At 55.6% G+C, this 17,546-nt stretch carries 15 protein-coding genes and 1 riboswitch; of the genes, 10 read left to right on the top strand and 5 right to left on the bottom strand.

Annotated features, from left to right (window positions below; genetic code table 11):
• Nucleotides 1–4: 4 nt before the first annotated feature.
• Nucleotides 5–349, bottom strand: coding sequence for a DUF2023 family protein (locus SELIN_RS04855; protein WP_013505567.1), 345 nt, complete (start codon nucleotides 347–349; stop codon nucleotides 5–7).
• 84 nt (nucleotides 350–433) lie between these two features.
• On the opposite strand from SELIN_RS04855, the gene SELIN_RS04850 reads away from it, so the two are divergent.
• From SELIN_RS04850 to SELIN_RS04825, 6 genes are all read left to right on the top strand, one after another.
• On the top strand, nucleotides 434–2,098 hold the full coding sequence (locus SELIN_RS04850) for an ExeM/NucH family extracellular endonuclease (protein ID WP_013505566.1): 1,665 nt from the start codon (nucleotides 434–436) through the stop codon (nucleotides 2,096–2,098).
• A gap of 165 nt (nucleotides 2,099–2,263) precedes the next feature.
• On the top strand, nucleotides 2,264–4,990 hold the full coding sequence (locus SELIN_RS13810; protein ID WP_156788021.1) for a PAS domain S-box protein: 2,727 nt from the start codon (nucleotides 2,264–2,266) through the stop codon (nucleotides 4,988–4,990).
• A 196-nt stretch (nucleotides 4,991–5,186) separates the two neighbouring features.
• Nucleotides 5,187–7,154, top strand: coding sequence for a response regulator (locus tag SELIN_RS04840; protein ID WP_013505564.1), 1,968 nt, complete (start codon nucleotides 5,187–5,189; stop codon nucleotides 7,152–7,154).
• An 8-nt stretch (nucleotides 7,155–7,162) separates the two neighbouring features.
• On the top strand, nucleotides 7,163–8,548 hold the full coding sequence (locus SELIN_RS04835) for a sigma-54 interaction domain-containing protein (protein ID WP_013505563.1): 1,386 nt from the start codon (nucleotides 7,163–7,165) through the stop codon (nucleotides 8,546–8,548).
• A gap of 71 nt (nucleotides 8,549–8,619) precedes the next feature.
• Nucleotides 8,620–8,922: a hypothetical protein gene (locus SELIN_RS04830; protein WP_013505562.1), complete on the top strand. Its 303-nt coding sequence runs from the start codon at nucleotides 8,620–8,622 to the stop codon at nucleotides 8,920–8,922.
• Between the two features lie 10 nt (nucleotides 8,923–8,932).
• Nucleotides 8,933–9,745, top strand: a complete 813-nt coding sequence (locus tag SELIN_RS04825) for a tRNA (5-methylaminomethyl-2-thiouridine)(34)-methyltransferase MnmD (RefSeq protein ID WP_013505561.1) — start codon at nucleotides 8,933–8,935, stop codon at nucleotides 9,743–9,745.
• 106 nt (nucleotides 9,746–9,851) lie between these two features.
• On the opposite strand, the gene metX is transcribed toward SELIN_RS04825, so the two are convergent.
• The gene (gene metX, locus SELIN_RS04820; protein WP_013505560.1) at nucleotides 9,852–10,964 is read right to left on the bottom strand and encodes a homoserine O-acetyltransferase MetX; all 1,113 of its coding nucleotides are present in this window, start codon (nucleotides 10,962–10,964) and stop codon (nucleotides 9,852–9,854) included.
• A gap of 59 nt (nucleotides 10,965–11,023) precedes the next feature.
• Nucleotides 11,024–11,127, bottom strand: a riboswitch (SAM riboswitch).
• A 152-nt stretch (nucleotides 11,128–11,279) separates the two neighbouring features.
• On the opposite strand from metX, the gene SELIN_RS04815 reads away from it, so the two are divergent.
• A complete protein-coding gene (locus tag SELIN_RS04815) occupies nucleotides 11,280–12,245 on the top strand; it encodes a helix-turn-helix transcriptional regulator (protein WP_013505559.1) in 966 nt (321 codons plus the stop codon).
• Nucleotides 12,246–12,480: 235 nt separating this feature from the next.
• Here the strand turns inward: SELIN_RS04815 and SELIN_RS04810 are convergent, their stop codons facing one another.
• Together SELIN_RS04810 and SELIN_RS04805 are read right to left on the bottom strand one after the other, a co-directional pair.
• Nucleotides 12,481–13,023: a hypothetical protein gene (locus SELIN_RS04810; RefSeq protein WP_013505558.1), complete on the bottom strand. Its 543-nt coding sequence runs from the start codon at nucleotides 13,021–13,023 to the stop codon at nucleotides 12,481–12,483.
• Nucleotides 13,020–13,349: a winged helix-turn-helix domain-containing protein gene (locus tag SELIN_RS04805; RefSeq protein WP_013505557.1), complete on the bottom strand. Its 330-nt coding sequence runs from the start codon at nucleotides 13,347–13,349 to the stop codon at nucleotides 13,020–13,022. Before SELIN_RS04805 ends, SELIN_RS04810 begins: the two co-directional genes overlap by 4 nt.
• 373 nt (nucleotides 13,350–13,722) lie before the next feature.
• Between SELIN_RS04805 and SELIN_RS04800 the strand changes: the two genes are divergently transcribed.
• The 3 genes from SELIN_RS04800 to cas3f are packed head-to-tail and all read left to right on the top strand — an operon-like array spanning nucleotide 13,723 to nucleotide 16,710.
• Nucleotides 13,723–14,232, top strand: a complete 510-nt coding sequence (locus SELIN_RS04800) for a 3'-5' exonuclease (RefSeq protein ID WP_013505556.1) — start codon at nucleotides 13,723–13,725, stop codon at nucleotides 14,230–14,232.
• A 1-nt stretch (nucleotide 14,233) separates the two neighbouring features.
• Nucleotides 14,234–15,211: a type I-F CRISPR-associated endonuclease Cas1f gene (gene cas1f, locus SELIN_RS04795; protein ID WP_013505555.1), complete on the top strand. Its 978-nt coding sequence runs from the start codon at nucleotides 14,234–14,236 to the stop codon at nucleotides 15,209–15,211.
• The gene (gene cas3f / locus SELIN_RS04790) at nucleotides 15,208–16,710 is read left to right on the top strand and encodes a type I-F CRISPR-associated helicase Cas3f (RefSeq protein ID WP_049871087.1); all 1,503 of its coding nucleotides are present in this window, start codon (nucleotides 15,208–15,210) and stop codon (nucleotides 16,708–16,710) included. Before cas1f ends, cas3f begins: the two co-directional genes overlap by 4 nt.
• Here cas3f and SELIN_RS14545 read toward each other — a convergent pair.
• A protein-coding gene (locus tag SELIN_RS14545; RefSeq protein ID WP_156788070.1) for an IS5 family transposase occupies nucleotides 16,676–17,513 on the bottom strand; the annotation gives its coding sequence in 2 pieces (ribosomal slippage) (nucleotides 16,676–17,107 and nucleotides 17,109–17,513; 837 coding nt in all). The two genes, cas3f and SELIN_RS14545, sit on opposite strands and share 35 nt — an antisense overlap.
• Nucleotides 17,514–17,546 lie beyond the last annotated feature (33 nt).

The raw sequence follows: 17,546 nt of genomic DNA, 5'->3' as shown, positions 1-17,546 counted from the left end.
GGAGTCAGCCCGTCAGTTCCTGTACCGCCTGGGCCTTGGCGCTGCGGGTGATATATCGTTCGCACTGCTTTTTACGGTCGTAACCGAGCATGATGCCCAGCATGAAGTCCTCTTCAAGGGTGAAGTGGTTGAGGCTCTGCTTGCCGATCAGGCGCAGCACCTGGATGCAGGAAGGATCGCCGAAAAAGATGTTTATCTTTCCCGGAGCCTGGTCGTAGATGAGGTAGTCGATGCCGTGGTGCTCCAGTTTTTTGATGACCAATGAGCGGTGGGTAGCTGGCGCGGTATGAAGAATCAGGTTGCGCAGGCCCTTTTTGAATTCGTATATATGGTGATGGAATACCTGCATATGGCCCTCCCGTGATTGAGTGTGGCGGTACTGTACGGAAAAGCGGTAAAGTTTGCAATAAATTTATTAGGCGCGGTGAATTTCATGCGGATTTCTGTGATATGGGGTGCCATCCTTGCGCTGTTCCTGAACGCATTCGCTTCGGCGTGCCCGCTTCCTTCCACCGCATCCCTGGCGGAGGTAAAGGCGCAGTCGGAGCAAACCATCAACCGCAGTGTGCGGGTTGATGGTGTCGTCAGCGGGGTGTTCACCGGTCGTGACCAGCTGGGTGGATTTTATCTGCAGCAACCATCAGCCCGCAAAGGCCAGCTGCCTGCGGGCATCTTTGTCTATGCGCCGCGCCTCAGCGGTGATCAGCAGCAGCTGCTCCGGCGCGGTGCGCATATCCAGCTGCAGGCCACGGTCAGCCGCTTCCGGGGGAATATACAGCTGACTGAGCCGCAGCAGCTGCAATCCTGCGGAATGGTGGAACTGGTGCCTGTCCCCTTTGCCCTGCCCCTTCCTGCCGCGCAGCGCGCCGACTATACGGACCTGCTGGTGCATATCCCCGGCCCCCTGACCGTCACCAGTAATTTTGATCTGCTGCGCTATGGCAGCCTCCTGCTCTCCAGCGAGGGTCGCCTGATTCGTCCCACGCAGCATTCTGCAATTGATGAGGACGCCAATCACCATCGCAGTATCATATTGGATGATGGCAGTTACCGCGCCTATCCTGACCCTGTCCCCTATCTGGATGCCCTGGGCACACGCCGGGTGGGGACGACGCTGCCCGAAGGGGTGAAGGGAATACTGACCCACGCCTTTGATGAATATCGTCTGCATCCGGTGCAGGAACCACAGTTCCGTGATGATAATCCGCGTCCGGCCCCGCCTCCGGCCCCCGAACCTGGACATCTGCGGGTGGCGACCTTCAACATGGAAAACTACTTTGTCACTCCGGGGCGGCGCGGCGCCTCGAACCAGCGTGAACTGCAGCGGCAGCGCTCCAGGCTGCTGGCAGCGTTCCACGGCCTTGATGCCGATGTGGTTGCCCTGATGGAGATGGAGAACCATCCCCGTGCGCTGCAGGACTGGCAGCAGTGGGTGAGCCGTACGCAATCCGATTCACGGGAGTATAGGGTGATCGCGGGGCCCGATCCCGGCAGCGATGCCATTCAGGTGGTGCTGGTCTATGACCGCAAGCGCCTTGAACTGATGGGGGTCGACTCCCTTGTTGACGGAGTTTTTCAGCGTCATCCCGTTGTGGGTCACTTTCGCGACAGAGGAAGTGATCAGCGTTTCAGCGTCATCGGGGTGCACTTCAAGTCCAAGACCCGCTGTCCTGCCGAAGGCGATGTGGATCTGGGGCAGGGGTGCTGGAATCTCCAGCGGACGCAGCAGGCCCGCATGCTGTTGCAGCAGCTGGGCAGTCCGGCAGAGTCCCGCTTTCTGATTGCCGGCGATCTGAATGCCTATGGTCGGGAAGATCCGGTGCGCCTGCTGCAGGAGGCGGGCATGGTCAACAGCCTGGGGGCGTTTGACAGGCAGACACAAAACTATACCTATATTTTTTTTGGTCAGTCAGGCACACTGGACTATATTTTCAGGAGTTCTGCGCTGAACGATCTGGCGCGGGGAGGCGGCATCTGGCATATTAACGTCGATGAGCCACCCTTCCTCTCCTACCAGAATCCGCAGCACAGTCGCAGCGATGAGCCCTGGCGCTCTTCCGACCACGACCCGGTGTGGGCGGATTTCGCCTTTGATTAATGCCTGAACGCGTCCTGTCGCCTTGGCTGCATTCCAGCAGGGCATTCAGGTTGGCGCCGACAATCTGTTGTTTCGGGAGTGCGAAACGTGAATACCCTGCTCTCCAGGTGTGCCATAAGGCATGTGCTCGCCGCCTTTTGTCTCATACTGCTCTGGTCTTGGCCTGTGGCAGCGGAAAAGGTCTTTGACGCGGAGCTGTTCCAGGGCCATACCGTTGTCATGCTTCTGATTGACGCCGACAGCGGTGAAATCCTGGACGCGAACCGCGCAGCTGTGAACTTCTATGGCTACAGCCGCGACCAGTTGCGGCGCATGAATATCCAGCAGATCAACACCCTCAGTGCCGAGGAAGTTCGCCGGGAACGCAAGCTGGCTGCCAGTGAGCGGCGCAGCTACTTCTTTTTCCGCCATCGCCTGGCCAGCGCAGAGGTGCGCACCGTGGAGGTGCACTCCTCGCCCGTGGTTCTGGACGGACGCACGGTACTTTTCTCCATTATCCACGACGCCTCGCGGCGCACCGACGTGCTTGAGGAGCTGGCCCGAAGTGAAGCGCGCCTGCGCCATGCCGAGCAGGTGGCCGGTTTTGGTTACTGGACTCTGGATATGGCACGCATGGAGTATCGCTTTTCCCATGGGGCCGCCACGCTGCTTGGGCTTGACGAGCGCGAAGTCTGGCCCTTCACGGTCATCCAGGCCATGATCCTGCCCCGGTATCACGGTGTCATGGAGCAGGCGCGCCGGGATCTGATGGAGCGTGGCATTGACTACGATGTGAGCTTTGAACTGCAGCGTCCCGATGGCACAGTTATGCATATTCGCTCCTATGGCCAGTATGATCCGGAAAACCAGAGTTTTTTCGGCGTGGCCCATGATATCACCGACTACCAGCTGGCAACCCGGACCGTTCATCGCCAGTGGACGCTCATTGTCAGTGCCACTGCCGCGGTGGCAGTCGCTCAGCTCTTTATCATCGCGCTGCTGATTCGCCTGCGACGCAACCGCCGCCGTGCCCGCCTGGCACTGCAGGAACGCGAATCCAAGCTCTCAGCCCTGATCAACTCCATCCAGGATCTCATCTTCGTCTTCGATAATCGCGGCCGTATCGTGGAGTATCACGCGCCCAACTCGGCCCGGCTGTTGATGCCGCCTGAAGCCTTTCTGGGAAAGAGTTATCGGGATGTCATGCCCTCCGGGATCGTTGCCAAGGTTGAGCAGGCCATGAAGAAACTCAGCGATGACGGCCTGCCGGCTTTTATTGAGTATACCCTGGAGACGGAAGATGGCACGCGCTTTTTCAGCGCCCTGGTCAGCCCCATGCAGCATCCGCAGCTGGGCCGGGGTGGATTCATGGCCATGGTACGGGATGTCACCGATCGCGAAATTGCCCTGCAGCAGCTGCGTCGGCAGGAGCAGCAGTACCGCGCCCTGGTGGAAAACACGCCCGATCTTATTCAGCGCTTTGACCAGCAGTGTCGCTTTCTCTACGTGAACTCAGCCGTGGAGTACGCCTTTGGACGTCCGGCCGACGATTATGTGGGGAAAACCATGGGCCAGATGGACTATTCCGTGGAGTTACGTGAGCTGCTGGAAGATGCGATCATGGAAGTCTTTCGTCTGGGCACCCCGGTGAATGTCGAATTCAGCCGCTTTGGAATAGCTGGCCTGCAGTACTTTGAGTGCCGTATCACGCCGGAGCTGGACATGGCCTGCCAGTTGCTGCCCGGCGACCAGACCCTGTGTTTTGACTCGGTACTGGCCGTCAGTCGGGATATCACCGAGCGCAAGGAGGTGGAGACCGATCTGCTCCGGGCCCACAACTTCTACCTCTCCATCCTGGATAATTTCCCCACCATGGTATGGCGGGCCGATGCCAGCGGCCATTTTGATTACTTCAACAGCACCTGGCTTGCGTTTGTGCCCGCCGGAACGACCCTTCAGAATGGCGCCACCATAGAGCAGGTCATACATCCCCACGATATAGAGGAGTACCAGCGCAGCTACTGGCAGGCGTTTACCGTTCGCACGGACTTCAAGCTGGAGTATCGCATGCTGCACCGCAGTGGCGAGTACCGGCATATCCTGGACGTTGGCCGTCCCCTCTATGACCTCAACGGGAATTTCGTGGGCTATATTGGTACCTGCTATGATATAACAGAGCGCATACGCTCCCATGAGGAGTTGCAGGAAAAGGACCGGATGCTGCTGGCCCAGTCCCGCCAGGCCGCCATGGGGGAGATGATCGGCAATATCGCCCACCAGTGGCGCCAGCCCCTGACCTCCCTGATGACGACCATTGAGGAGATCCAGGACGCCCGTGACTTCGGGCAGCTCAGCGATGAGTACTTTGACCAGCTGGCGGCCAAGGCGACGGAAGCCATCGAGTACATGTCCCGTACCATCGACGACTTCCGCAACTTCTTCAAACCCGACCGCGAAAAGGTGGCCTTCTGTCCCTACGAGGTGCTTCAGCGCTCCCTCAGTATGGTGGAAGCCAGTTTCGCCAACCATAATATACAGATACGAATGGACCACCATGAAGAAGGCACGGCGTGCAGTACCTCCGGCTATCCCAACGAGTACGCCCAGGTTCTGCTGAATATTCTGAATAACGCCAAGGATGTGCTGCTGGAGCGAAAGGTTGCTGAGCCCCTGATCGTGGTTACGGTTGCCGGAAGCAACGGAAGATGTGTGTTGAGCATAGAGGACAATGGCGGTGGCATCCGGGCAGAGCCCATGGAAAAGGTTTTCGAACCCTACTTCACCACCAAGGCACCGGGGCAGGGCACCGGTATCGGCCTCTATATGGCCAAGGAGATCATCGAGAAGAGCATGGACGGAACCCTGCGGGTGGAGAATACCGCCTGCGGAGCGCGCTTTACCATTACCATATAGCCGCTTGCCCCGAGCCCTTCAAAGGAGCTGGCCATTCACGGCCACCCAGCGGTTTTTCAGCAGGAGCGCCAGTGTTCCGCGAGCGAGCCTGATGGCGAGCGGCAGAGACTCGAACCACGGGCGAAAGTGAGCGTCTCTGGGAGGAAGGCTGGCGCGAGTGCCGTTACCCCGTGAAGAGTTACCAAAGGAGAATGACATGGAAAATCGTGAAGCCTGGCTGACGAAGCTCAACGTCCTCTACGTGGAAGATGAGACCGTAGTGCGCGAGAACGTCTCCCAGTTTCTGCAGCGCCGTTTTAAGAATGTCTATACCGCGGAAAATGGTCAGGAGGGGCTCAACCTCTACAAGGTCAAGCGCCCCCACATCGTCATCACCGACGTGAAGATGCCCGTGATGGATGGCCTGGAAATGACCCGCCAGATCCGCAAGGTCAACCCCGACGCCCAGGTTATTGTCACCACCGCCCACAGCGAAACCGAGCTGCTGATCAAGGCCATTGATGTGGGCGTCAGCCAGTTTGTCATCAAGCCCATCACCCGCCAGAAGCTCTCCGAGGCCATCGGGCGCACCCTGCACACTATCCTGCTGCAGGAGAAGGACGAGTACCAGACCAAGCTGATGCAGAAGATCATCGACAGTCAGGACAATATGATCATCGTGACCGGGGAGAAGGGCATTATTGCCGCCAATCAGGCCGCGCTTTCGTTTTTCCGCTACGGCAGCCTCAAGGAGTTCGCCCAGGAACATGGCAGTATCCGGGACTTCCTGCTGGAAGAGGACGGCTGCTTCTTCCCCCGTACCGCCAACTGGCACCAGGAAGTGCACGGAGCCTGCAAGGTCAGGATGCAGGACCGTCGCACCCGTGAGGATCGCTATTTCGTGCTGCGCATGAACAGCTTTCCCTATGGGGAGAACTTTTTTATCATGACCATGACCGATATGACCGACATCGAGCAGCAGAACAAAGAGCTGGAGCGCCTGGCCACCACCGACCCCCTCACCGGGCTGCACAATCGCGCCAAATGCACCTATCTGCTGGGACGGGAAATCCAGGTCGCCAAGCGCTATAAAACCTCACTGTCCATGGTTATGCTGGCCATTGATTACCGCGAAGACCTGGAAAACACCATGGGCCGCGAAAGCTCCGACGAGGTGCTGCTGGAACTGACGGGACTGATCCAGAAAAATATCCGTGGCTTTGATCTCCTGGGCCGCTGGGATGAGGAAGAGCTGGTGATCATCGCCCCCAACAGCACCCTCACCGTCGTCCAGAACCTGTGCCACCGCCTGCGCGAGATAATCGCCAGGCACCGCTTCCCCTTTGTGGAGGACATCACCTGCAGCTATGGCATCGCTCAGATGGGCTCCGATGAAGACGCCGCTTCCCTCAGCCGCAAGGTCTTCGATGCCCTGGATACTGCCCGTGCCCATGCCCGGAACACCATCGTCAGCGCTCCCTCCATGGAAGTGGTCAGCTCCGACCTGGAAGCCCTGAAAGAAAATGAAATGATTATTCGCAGCTTCGACCTGGTCAAGGCCAAAAATCAGGAAGTGACCTTTTTCAACCTCTTCAAGGGCATGTCCATTTCCGGCAGCGCGCGGGTCAGCCTGGTATCGGAAAATGAAGTGGAATTTGCCCTGCCCCAGAAGCAGTTTCTGGCGGTCATTTCGGAAAAACGGGCCTTCATCGAGAGCGATTTTTTTGCCAAGCCTGTTCAGGCGCGGATCAAGCGCTTTAACAAGGACGAGAGCCGCGTGGTCCTGCGCGACTTCTCCTTTGAGGAAAACAGTGCCAAAAAGCGGCAGTATGTGCGGGTGCAGGTGCCGGATCGGGTGCGCCTGAGCCTGGAATACGATGGGAAGACGCTGCAGGAGAGGATATTCGATATCTCCCTGGCGGCCCTGGCCTTCTACACCTCCCAGACCGAATGGCTGCGTGAAGGCATGGATGCCAGCGTCAGGGTGCAGCTCCACCGCGCCACAGATGGCCAGGAGAGCCAGATTTCCACCAAAGGGCGCATTTACCGCATCGAAGGCGAAGGCAAGATCAGCAAAGTGGTGGTCATGCTCCAGTCCGACACCCAGAGCCGTGAAACCCTGAAGGAATACATTGCCCAGCGCCAGATAGAAATTGTCCGCGAGTTGAACAATTCCATCGTCTGAAGAGAATCATGAACGAACTGCAGAAATTTACCGATCCCTATAATCAACTCTCCTCCATGGTGGACAGCATTCCTGATATCATGCTGGAAGCCCTGGATCAGCGGCGCCTGCGGGTCGTGGTCTGCGCCAACTGGGTCCGCAAGCTCCTGGCAGACGAAGAGATCCTGGAGCCCGGTACCGTGCTGCCGGATTCCGCCGACACCAGCCAGCTGCTGCGCCTGGCCCGCGAAGTGTGCCAACAGCAGCAGTCCCAGCGCAACACCATCCTGCAGATCCACGATCAGGTGCTGGTGGTCCTGGCCCAGTACTTTGCCGCCTCCGAGGAGAACACCCACCCGCTGGTCATCATGCGCCTGCACGATATTACCCACATCGGCTATAACGAAACCGCCCGCAAGTACCGCAGCGATTTTTTTGGCATTATCGGCAAAAGCTCAGCCATGGTGGACATCTTCCGGCGCATTGAACTGTACAGCAAGACCCACTCCAATATCCTCATTACCGGCGAAACCGGAACCGGCAAGGAACTGGTAGCCCAGGCCATTCACCAGCTCAGTCGCTTTCGTGGCGAATTCGTGGCCCTCAACTGCACCGCCCTGAGCGATACCCTGATCGAGTCGGAACTCTTCGGCCACGAGCGCGGAGCCTTTACCGGCGCCCATCGCACCCACCGGGGAAAATTTGAGCGGGCCGACCATGGCACCCTCTTTCTGGATGAAATCGGCGATATGCCCCTGCACACCCAGGGAAAGCTGCTGCGCGTTCTGGAGGACGGCATGGTGGAGCGGGTTGGCGGGGAATCCACCTTTCCCGTCGACGTGCGCATCGTGGCTGCCACCAATGTTCCCCTGGAACAGGCCATCCAGGAAAAGCGCTTCCGCGCCGACCTGTTCTATCGCCTGGCCGTGCTGCGCATCCATATCCCTCCCCTGCGGCAGCGCCGCGAAGACATCCCCCTGCTGGTAAGGCACTTTATCAGCCGCCTCAACCAGAAATACGCCTCCATGGGCAAACGGGTGCTGGAAATATCCAGCGAAGCCATGGCCATCATGACCAACTACACCTGGCCCGGTAATGTGCGAGAGCTGTCCAACGTCATTGAACGGATCTTCATTGAAACCCCTTCTGCCGTCATCACTGCCGAAGCCATGCGCAGCTGGGTGGAAGAGAAAATGCGCATTGTGGAAGAAGCCTCCTGTCGCCCGCCTCTGGACGCACCCCGTCAGATATCGGACACCGCCGGCCTGCCCCTGGGCAGCCGGAACATCGAACGCCAGCACATCGTGGAGGCGCTGGCGCAGGCCGGTGGCAACAAAACCCAGGCCGCGCGGTTACTGGGAGTAGACAAATCGACTCTTTACCGCAAAATGAAACGTTTTGCTGTTCAACCCTGAAATATTATGGTAATTTCCCAAAATACCAGATTTCCTTATGGAATAAGGTACAGCCGCTTTAAGGATTATGTATGCGCATTGACGTAAATGGCAATCAGATAACCATATACGGGAATATTAAAACCATCAGTGACCATGAGTCCATCAAAACGACTCTGGACGAAGTCGTCAAGGCGCAGAAGGAAATAGTCATCATACTGCCCGAGTCGTCCACGATTATTTCGTCGGTGATCGGCTATTTCATCAAGCTCATCTTCATGAAAAAGGTGCAGATCAACGTCAAAGTCGGCAACGACAACCTGTATCAGATGCTCCAGGAGCTGGAACTGCTCAAGGTACTCAACGTCAGCAAATTTGAGCCCCAGCAGTCCTGACCCCTTTTCCATGCAGCAGCACACCACGGCAGCCCCCAGTGCGGACGGCACCTTCACCCGCTACTCCCCCTTCTTTGACGAACACTACCACTCCACCCGCGACGGCGCCTGGCTGGAGTCGCTGCAGAAGCATGTCCTGCCCGGCCTGCAGCTGAGCCACGCCCTGGAGCGTCCGCGCATCAGGGTGCTCGACATCTGCTTTGGCCTTGGGCTCAACAGCCTGGCCACCCTGTGGTACCTGGAGCAGCAGCAGTATCAGGGCCATGTGCACATCATCGCCCCGGAGTTCGACCGCGAGCTCATCGCCAGCCTGCCCGCGCACCCGTACCCCCAGCACCTGAACCACTACCGCCCCCTGATAGAGGAACTCAGCCGCACCCTGTGCCATACATCGCAGCGATGCCAGGTGGAAATTCTGCCCGGCGACGCCCTGCAGAGCCTGCCACGACTTGATCATGGCAGTATCGACATCGTCTATCAGGACCCCTTCAGCCCCGCCAAGAACCCCGAACTGTGGACCCGTGAATACTTCGCGCTGATCGCAGCGCTCATGAAGGACACTGGCCTGCTGACCACCTACTCCCAGGCCACCCCCGTGCGCATGGGGCTTTCTGAAAACGGATTCCTGATCTACGACTTCCACAACCAGCAGCCCGGCATTCGCCGCAGCACCATCGCCAGTCGCATCCCCCTGCAGGACATGACCCCCATCGACATGGAGCGCAAAAAGGAGCGCAGCCCCCTGGCGCGCTCCTATCGTGACCCCGGCCTGACCGGCAACCGGCTGGAAATCCTGCAGCGGTTTCAGACCAGCAGCGGATAAGAAATTTTTTTACCACGCAATGCACGAAAAGCGCGAAGGGAAAAGAGCTTCTGAGCCTCAGGTTCTTCGCGCATACTTCGTGTATGTTTTGTGGTTACAGAATCCTTCAACTCCCGATAAAACTCTCCAGCACCGGATTCAGCACATGGTAGTCCACCAGGAAGCCATCGTGGCCCACATCGGACTCCATCTCATAGTAGGACACGCTGACCCCCTCCTCGTGCATTACCCGGAAGAGCTCCTCGCTCTCCCAGGGAGGGAAGAGCATGTCGCTGGCGATGGAAACCACCAGGGTACGCGCCCTGATGCGCGAGAGAATCTCCCGGTACCCGTTGCCCATGCCCACGTCGAAAAGATCCATCGCCTTGGTGATGTACAGGTAGCTGTTGGCATCGAAGCGCTTGGCAAAATTATAGCCGTTGTAATTCAGGTAGGACTCCACCTGGAATTCGCCGAAAAAGTCATAGAGGCCGTCATTCTTCTTGAAGTCCCGACCGAATTTGCGCTGCATGGAATCATAGCTCAGGTAGGAAATATGGCCCATCATGCGGGCGATACTCAATCCGTCCACCGGCCCCGCCCCATCGGGGTAGTTGCCGTTTTTCCAGTTGGGGTCGCGCATGATAGCCTGGCGGCCCACCTTGTTCATGGCCAGCGCCTGGGCGGAAATACGCCCCGTGGCGGCAATCACGATGGCCCGCTCCAGCTTTTCCGGATAACTGATGGCCCATTCCAGCACCTGCATTCCCCCCAGGGAGCCCCCGATAACCGAATGCAGACGCTCGATCTGAAAGCACTGCTTCAGAAAGAGCCACTGGGCGTGCACCATGTCCTTGATGGTGACCACCGGGAACTGGATATCATAGCGGCGGCCTGTCAGGGGATTGATGGAGCGGGGGCCCGTCGTGCCGTTGCAGCCGCCCAGGATATTGGAACAGATGATGAAGTATGTATTGGTGTCCAGCGTCTTTCCCGGACCGATCACGTCATCCCACCAGCCGGGCTTCTGATCGTCGGGAGAGTGGTAGTGAGCCGCGTGGGCGCTTCCCGTCAGCGCGTGACAGACCAGGATGGCATTGCTCTTGTCGGCATTGAGGGTGCCGTAGGTCTCGTAGGCGATGGACACCTCAGGCAGAATACGCCCCGACTCCAGAAAGAAGCCCTTTTCGCCCAGATGAAGACGGAAATTCCGCGCCTGAACCAGTATTTTTTCATCCATGGAAAACTCCAGAAAAAAACCTCTGACTGCAAGACAGTCAGAGGTTTGAGTACCGGCTGAGCTCATCTTCCAGTCAAGTGACTGAGGGATTTAGCACCTTTTCCGTACAAGAAGGTTGCTGTAGCTTCACAGGGCCCGTTCCCTCCACTACTCATGATGAATATGATTGGGCGTTTATAACAGGGAAAATCGGGCAGGTCAAGGCCTGGAAGTAACGACGGACATTCCGCCTTGCAATCTCCGGCAAAGTACGGTCAAATGTGAACCGTATTGCGCGTCCCATTTTGTTCACCCATGTACCAGCAAGGGGCAGCCATGTCCGACACCCGCGCACTGGAACACTACTGCTGGTTTCACCAGCAAACCCGGCAACGAGCCTATCCCAACGCCACCACCCTGGCCGCACAGTTTGAAATTTCCACCCGCACCGCCCAAAGGCGCATTGAAACCATCCGCGACCGCTTCGGCGCGCCCCTGGAATACGACCACCAGCACAAAGGCTATTCCTACACCGATCACAGCTACCAACTCCCGCCCCTGTGGCTCAGCCAGAACGAACTTCTGTGCTGGCTCATCGCCCGCAATATGCTGGAATCCGCCACCGCAGGCCACGCCAGCCGCGCCCTGGCCGCCTTTGAAACCCGACTCTTCCGGGAAAACAGCATCCACCCCCTCAACCCCCAACAGCTGCGCAACCTCTTTTCCAGCCAGTACACCAGCCTGGCCCCCTGCAACCCCGACACCTTCAACGCTGCCACCCACTCCCTGCTCCTGAGCCGAACGCTGAGCATCGACTACCACTCGCCCCAGGATAACCAGCACACCACCCGCACCATCGAACCCCACCACCTCTTCCACTACCATGGCGCCTGGATACTCGTCGCCTGGTGCCGCCTGCGCCATCAGTGGCGACAGTTTCACCTGGCCCGCATGACCAGCGCCCGCATGGAACCTGAAACCTTTTTGCCCCGCCCCGCCGAGCAGTGGCAATCGCTGGTCAACCACGCCTATGGACTCTTTCAGGGCAAGCTTACAACTGCCGTGCGCCTGCGCTTCAGCCCCGAAACCAGCCGCTGGATACGCGAACAGCAGTGGCACCCCGCCCAGACCATGCGCGAAGAAACATGCGGAGCCGTGGAACTCAGCTTCCCCGTCGCCGACCTGCGCGAAATCAAAATGCGCGTGCTCTCCTATGGAGCCGAAGTGGAAGTCCTTGAACCCGTGGAACTGCGGGACATGATCCTGGCAGAAGCAAAAAAGATGGTGGGTGAGAGCGAGTAGCGAGTAGAGGGAAGTGAGTAGGGGGAAAAGCTATTGCCAAAGCGAAGCCGAATTCTTTTCTTCAGATGGACGCAGATTTGCGCAGATTTTTGATAAGTCAACATCTCACCGCAGACCCTCTTCCCCTCCCCTGGAGGGGTGGCACGAAGCGACGGGGTGGTAGGCCCGCAAGCCGGTGCGAAGATCCCTTTGTGCTGAAAGCCATGAGTAGTTGTGACGAGAACTACTCGTGGCTTCACTGTTGACGACGCTTAAGCTCATTCGTAAATTGTATATATTGTTCACTGCAACCTTCTCTGGCTGACCAATAGTGCACATTTTCAAGGTCAATTTCTTTTGCCATGGCAACCAGCAGTGCTTGCTCAAGGCTTTGCAGGTCACCCCAGTGGTAGAAGGCGGCCAGACGGTCTTTGACACAATCAGTGGGCGATAAAAGTCGAAGTTGTCCCAATGGAGTGTCTATCGCATACACATCGGTGATATTTTCATCCCCGATTCCCAGGGGACCAGCAGGGAATTCGATGAGGTATGGTGACTCGTTGTGCACAAAATAGCGATGATGTTCACTGAATCCCAGGCTTTCCATGACGCTACGCAGTTTCTTCCGTGGGGTAATATAGCAGTCAATAAGGTCAATATCATACGACATGTACTTGTTTTCGGCGTAAATCATCACGCAGGCACCACCGGAGAGTACGACTTCTATACCCTGACGATACAGGGCATCACACACCCACGCACTCAGTTCAAGCGCAGACATCTCTGCCACAGGCTTCATAGTGGCTTGCCTTTGCGTCTTGGGCGTGCTCTCACCATTGTGAGGCGTTCGCGTTCTGCTGCCGGGTAATATTCAAAAGCTTTGGCAAGAAGGTTTTCAAGCTCATTCAGAAACGCATATCGAGGATTCAGTTCAAATACTCGTGTGCGTCCGACACTACGAGAGATCAGAACACCACCAAGCTCCAGGTTTTCCAGTGTCTTTTGAACTGCACTGAGTGACAAACCGAAGAACGTACAAATTTCCCGCGCATAACCACTTTTTCGGATAAGGAGGAAAAGCAGTACCTTTTCTTTGGAAGCTGCACCAAAAATTGCTTCAAGCATATAACCTCCAATTTAAGTTATATGACCTGCATATTCGGTCATGTGACCGAATATGTCAATCGTTCTTTGAGATACGTGAAAGCAACAGACTGTTTGAAGACCTGGAGTTATCTTAGCAGCCTGTTAGGGGGAAAGATCAAACAACCGTATTTTTTTCCGCAGATAGACGGTAGATTTGCGCAGATTTATGAAAAGGCAACACCTCACCGAAGCCCCTATTCCCCTCCCCTGGAGGGGTGGCGCGAAGCGACGGGATGGCAGCCCCGCAAGCAGGTGCGAAGATCCCTGGCTGCATATACTGTGGAGAGTTATAGCGGATTAAAAAGCAGTATGACAGGTTTTGTCAGAGTGAGTGTGGTAGGATGATCTTCATATGAACACATTTGTCGCCATTGATGTGGAAACCACAGGACTTTCACCCGCCAGAGGGGCGCGGGTGATCGAAATAGCCGCTGTGAAGATGGAGCAAGGGCAAGTGATTGCCGAGTTCTGCAGCCTTATACAGGTTGGCGTGCCAGTTTCTGCCGCAACCACTGGCGTACATGGCATTACCACCGCGATGCTGGCAGGGCAACCCGCGCCAGGGGAAATCTGGCCGCAATTTATATGGTTCATTGAACATCACCCCATTGTGGCCCACAATGCACCGTTTGACATGAGGTTTGTCCATAGTGAACTGCAGCGACTGGGGCTGTCCATGGCAAATCCCAGCCACTGCACCCTCAGACTTGGCCGCAGGAAATACCCACGGCTCCCAAACCATAAACTGGAGTACCTTGCCCAGCATGTGCTGGGCAAGCTGCCACCGGAAATACAGCTCCACCGTGCTCTGGGCGATGCTCGCCTGACAGCTATGGTGTGGGAGGAGATGAGGAGGGAATAGAATGGATCAGATTTCTCCTACAGACTTGAAGAGTATTCTTCACTCAAAACGGGCAAATATCTACTTGTTGGAGCACTGTCGAGTTCTCGTTAACGGTGGGCGAGTCGAATATGTGACGGACGCTGGTAAACGCTCCATGTACTGGAATATCCCCATTGCCAACACCACAACCCTGCTGCTGAGCACTGGCACGTCTATCACACAGGCAGCGATGCGTGAACTTTCCAAGGCTGGTGTGCTTGTCGGGTTTTGCGGTGGCGGTGGTACCCCTCTTTTCAGTGCCAATGAAATGGATATTGAAGTGGCGTGGTTCTGTCCTCAAAGCGAGTATCGGCCAACTGAGTATCTTCAGGCCTGGGTTAGCTTTTGGTTTGATGATGCTAAACGCCTTGAAGCAGCCAAAATAATTCAACACACCAGGATTGACCGCATAAAGAAACACTGGCTGAAAAATCGTCAGTTGGAACAGGCTGGGTTTTCACCGGATGGAGAGTCATTGAAAAGAGCTCTTGATAAGGCCGATGCAAGTATTGATAAGGCCCCCGATACAAACTCACTCCTGACTCAAGAGGCAAGACTCACCAAGGAACTCTTTAAAATTGCAGCCAATACCACAGACTATGGTGAATTTATACGAGCAAAAAAAGGCAGTGGAAGTGATCCCGCCAATCGTTTTCTGGATCATGGAAACTATCTGGCCTACGGTCTGGGGGCAACCGCAGCCTGGGTATTGGGGCTTCCCCATGGCCTTGCCGTTTTACATGGAAAAACGCGACGTGGTGGATTGGTATTTGATATCGCGGATTTGATTAAAGATGCCATGATATTACCCCAGGCTTTTCTTTCTGCCATGCAGGGGCATAGTGAGCAGGAATTTCGGCAGGCATGTATTGAAACACTCACCCAGCATGAAGCGCTCGATTTCATGATTGATACCGTCAAAATGATAGCCACTCAAGAAGGCAAGGGAACTACATGAATGTTTTGATTGTATCCCAGTGCAGCAAAAATGCGCTTGTTGAGACACGGCGCATCCTTGACCAGTTTGCCGAGCGCAAAGGGGATCGCACCTGGCAGACGGCTATAACCATGCAGGGACTTGAGACCCTGCGCCGCATGTTGCGGAAAAAAGCCCGACGCAATACTGCCGTTGCCTGCCACTGGATTCGGGGTCGCAATCACAGCGAGCTTATGTGGATTGTCGGTGATGCCAGTCAGTTCAACAGTGAAGGAGCAGTGCCAACAAACATTACCAGTCGCGATATTCTGCGCAGAGAGGATGAAAATGATTGGAACACCCTCGATGCCTTAGCTTTACTGGCATCTATTGCGGGACTATTCCATGATTTTGGTAAAGCCAATAAACGTTTTCAGGACAAGCTCAACCCCAAAAAGAAGAAAAAACCACTGAGTGAACCCCTAAGACATGAATGGATTTCTTTGCGCCTCTTTATGGCCTTTATTGATGACCTGGAAGACATGGAGTGGCTAGAAAAGCTCAACTTGGTTTCACCTGAAATGGAACAAGATCTGCTGGAGAAACTTGAAAAAGACATTAGTGTTCGCCCCAAAGCCCCTTTGAAGAAATTGGCTCAACACCAGCCTCTGGCGTTAACTGTTGCCTGGTTGATCGTCAGCCATCATCGACTACCCGTATTCCCTAAAGATCACGCCCAGATTGTTCCTTATCTTGATGAAATAGATGAATGGCTGACTGATGACTTCAATGCTGGTTGGAATTCACCCCAGCTTTATCGGAGTGACTGGGGACCAGTAGAATGGCAAGGTGTGTGGGACTTCCCACATGGTACTCCTCTGCGCAGTAAGATTTGGCGTAGCAAGGCTTGCAGTTTGGCAAAAAGAGCACTGAAAGCCAACAGCTTGAAAAGTCATCCTGGCTTAAGCGATCTCTATACCAGTCACCTTGCCAGAATGGTGTTAACTTTGGCTGACCATATTTATTCAGCCAGCCAGCCTACAGCAGCTTGGCAAGACAAATCTTATAAAGCCCATGCTAATACAGACCGCAAAACAGAACAACTCAAGCAAAAGTTGGATGAGCATAATCTGGGAGTGGCTCACCATGCTTACCTTCTGGCACGCCGACTCCCTGATCTTTCCAAACAACTCCCTGCCATCACCCGTGTTAAAGCCTTGAGTAAACGAGTCACCTTGAACCGCTTTCGCTGGCAGGACAAAGCCTATGATCTGGCAAAAAGTCTTGGCCCTCGTTCAGAAAAGCAGGGTTTTTTTGGTATCAATCTGGCTTCAACGGGATGTGGGAAAACCTTTGCCAATGCAAGCATCATGTATGGACTTGCTAATGAGAAACGTGGCTGCCGCTTCAATGTAGCCCTGGGACTGAGAACCCTTACCCTGCAAACAGGTGATGCTTTCAAAGAAAAACTGAGACTAGACAAAGAGGATCTGGCAACCTTAGAACTTATCCATAAATTACGCCGATTTTCCTGTATGTGATTATGGCTGCCGCAAGACACGTCAACCCGTAGTGAGTGACCTCAAGCTTCTCAAAGCGCACATGAATCTTCCTGAAACGGTTGAACCAGGAAATAGATGCTTCCACTATCCAGCGCCTCGCCTTCTTTGATGGGTCACGCTTCTTGTCCTCGATCTCTTCTTTTCGCTGCTTTACATGGGGTATGTATCCGCGCTGAAGAATGCTGCTGAGCGCCTGCTTTCCCTTGTAGCCACAATCTGCGCAAAGATGCTGCTCCTGCTCTGCAGGCTTCTCGAAGACTACGCCATCAAGAACAGCTTCAAGCTGGCTCACATCATGCCGGTTCGCTCCGGTTACGACGATGGACAACGGGACGCCACGACCGTCCACCAGGACATGACGCTTGCTCCCGTTTTTTTCCCCGATCCGTCGGGTTCTTCCCTACGGTTTCAAGAGCCATTGGTGCTTTGTACATTCCGCCATCTATGCTTTGCCACTCCCAGGCAATTCCCTCCATCTCGTCGTACTCAGCCAGCCCTTGACGCCAAATAGCTTCGAATACACCGGCCTTACTCCACTCAATGAAGTACTTGTGCACGGCACTGGCGCAACCAAACTGCTCCTTGGGTATCGCTTTCCACTGACAACCGGTGCGCAGAACATAGACAATGCCGGAAAACGCCTTCCTGGGGTTAAGTCGCTTGCGCCCACCACCAGGCTTGCGCTTGTAGACCTTGTCAAGATCTCTTTGCTGGATTGGCAGCAAAGGCTCAACTCTTTGCCAGAAAGCATCTGAGACTTCCCATGATTGCACTTTAGACATAAATCACCGCCATGAATGATCTCTCACTGAATC

This window comes from Desulfurispirillum indicum S5, from assembly GCF_000177635.2.
Classification (GTDB): Bacteria; Chrysiogenota; Chrysiogenetes; order Chrysiogenales; family Chrysiogenaceae; genus Desulfurispirillum; species Desulfurispirillum indicum.
This window is presented reverse-complemented; position numbering and strand designations above follow the sequence as displayed.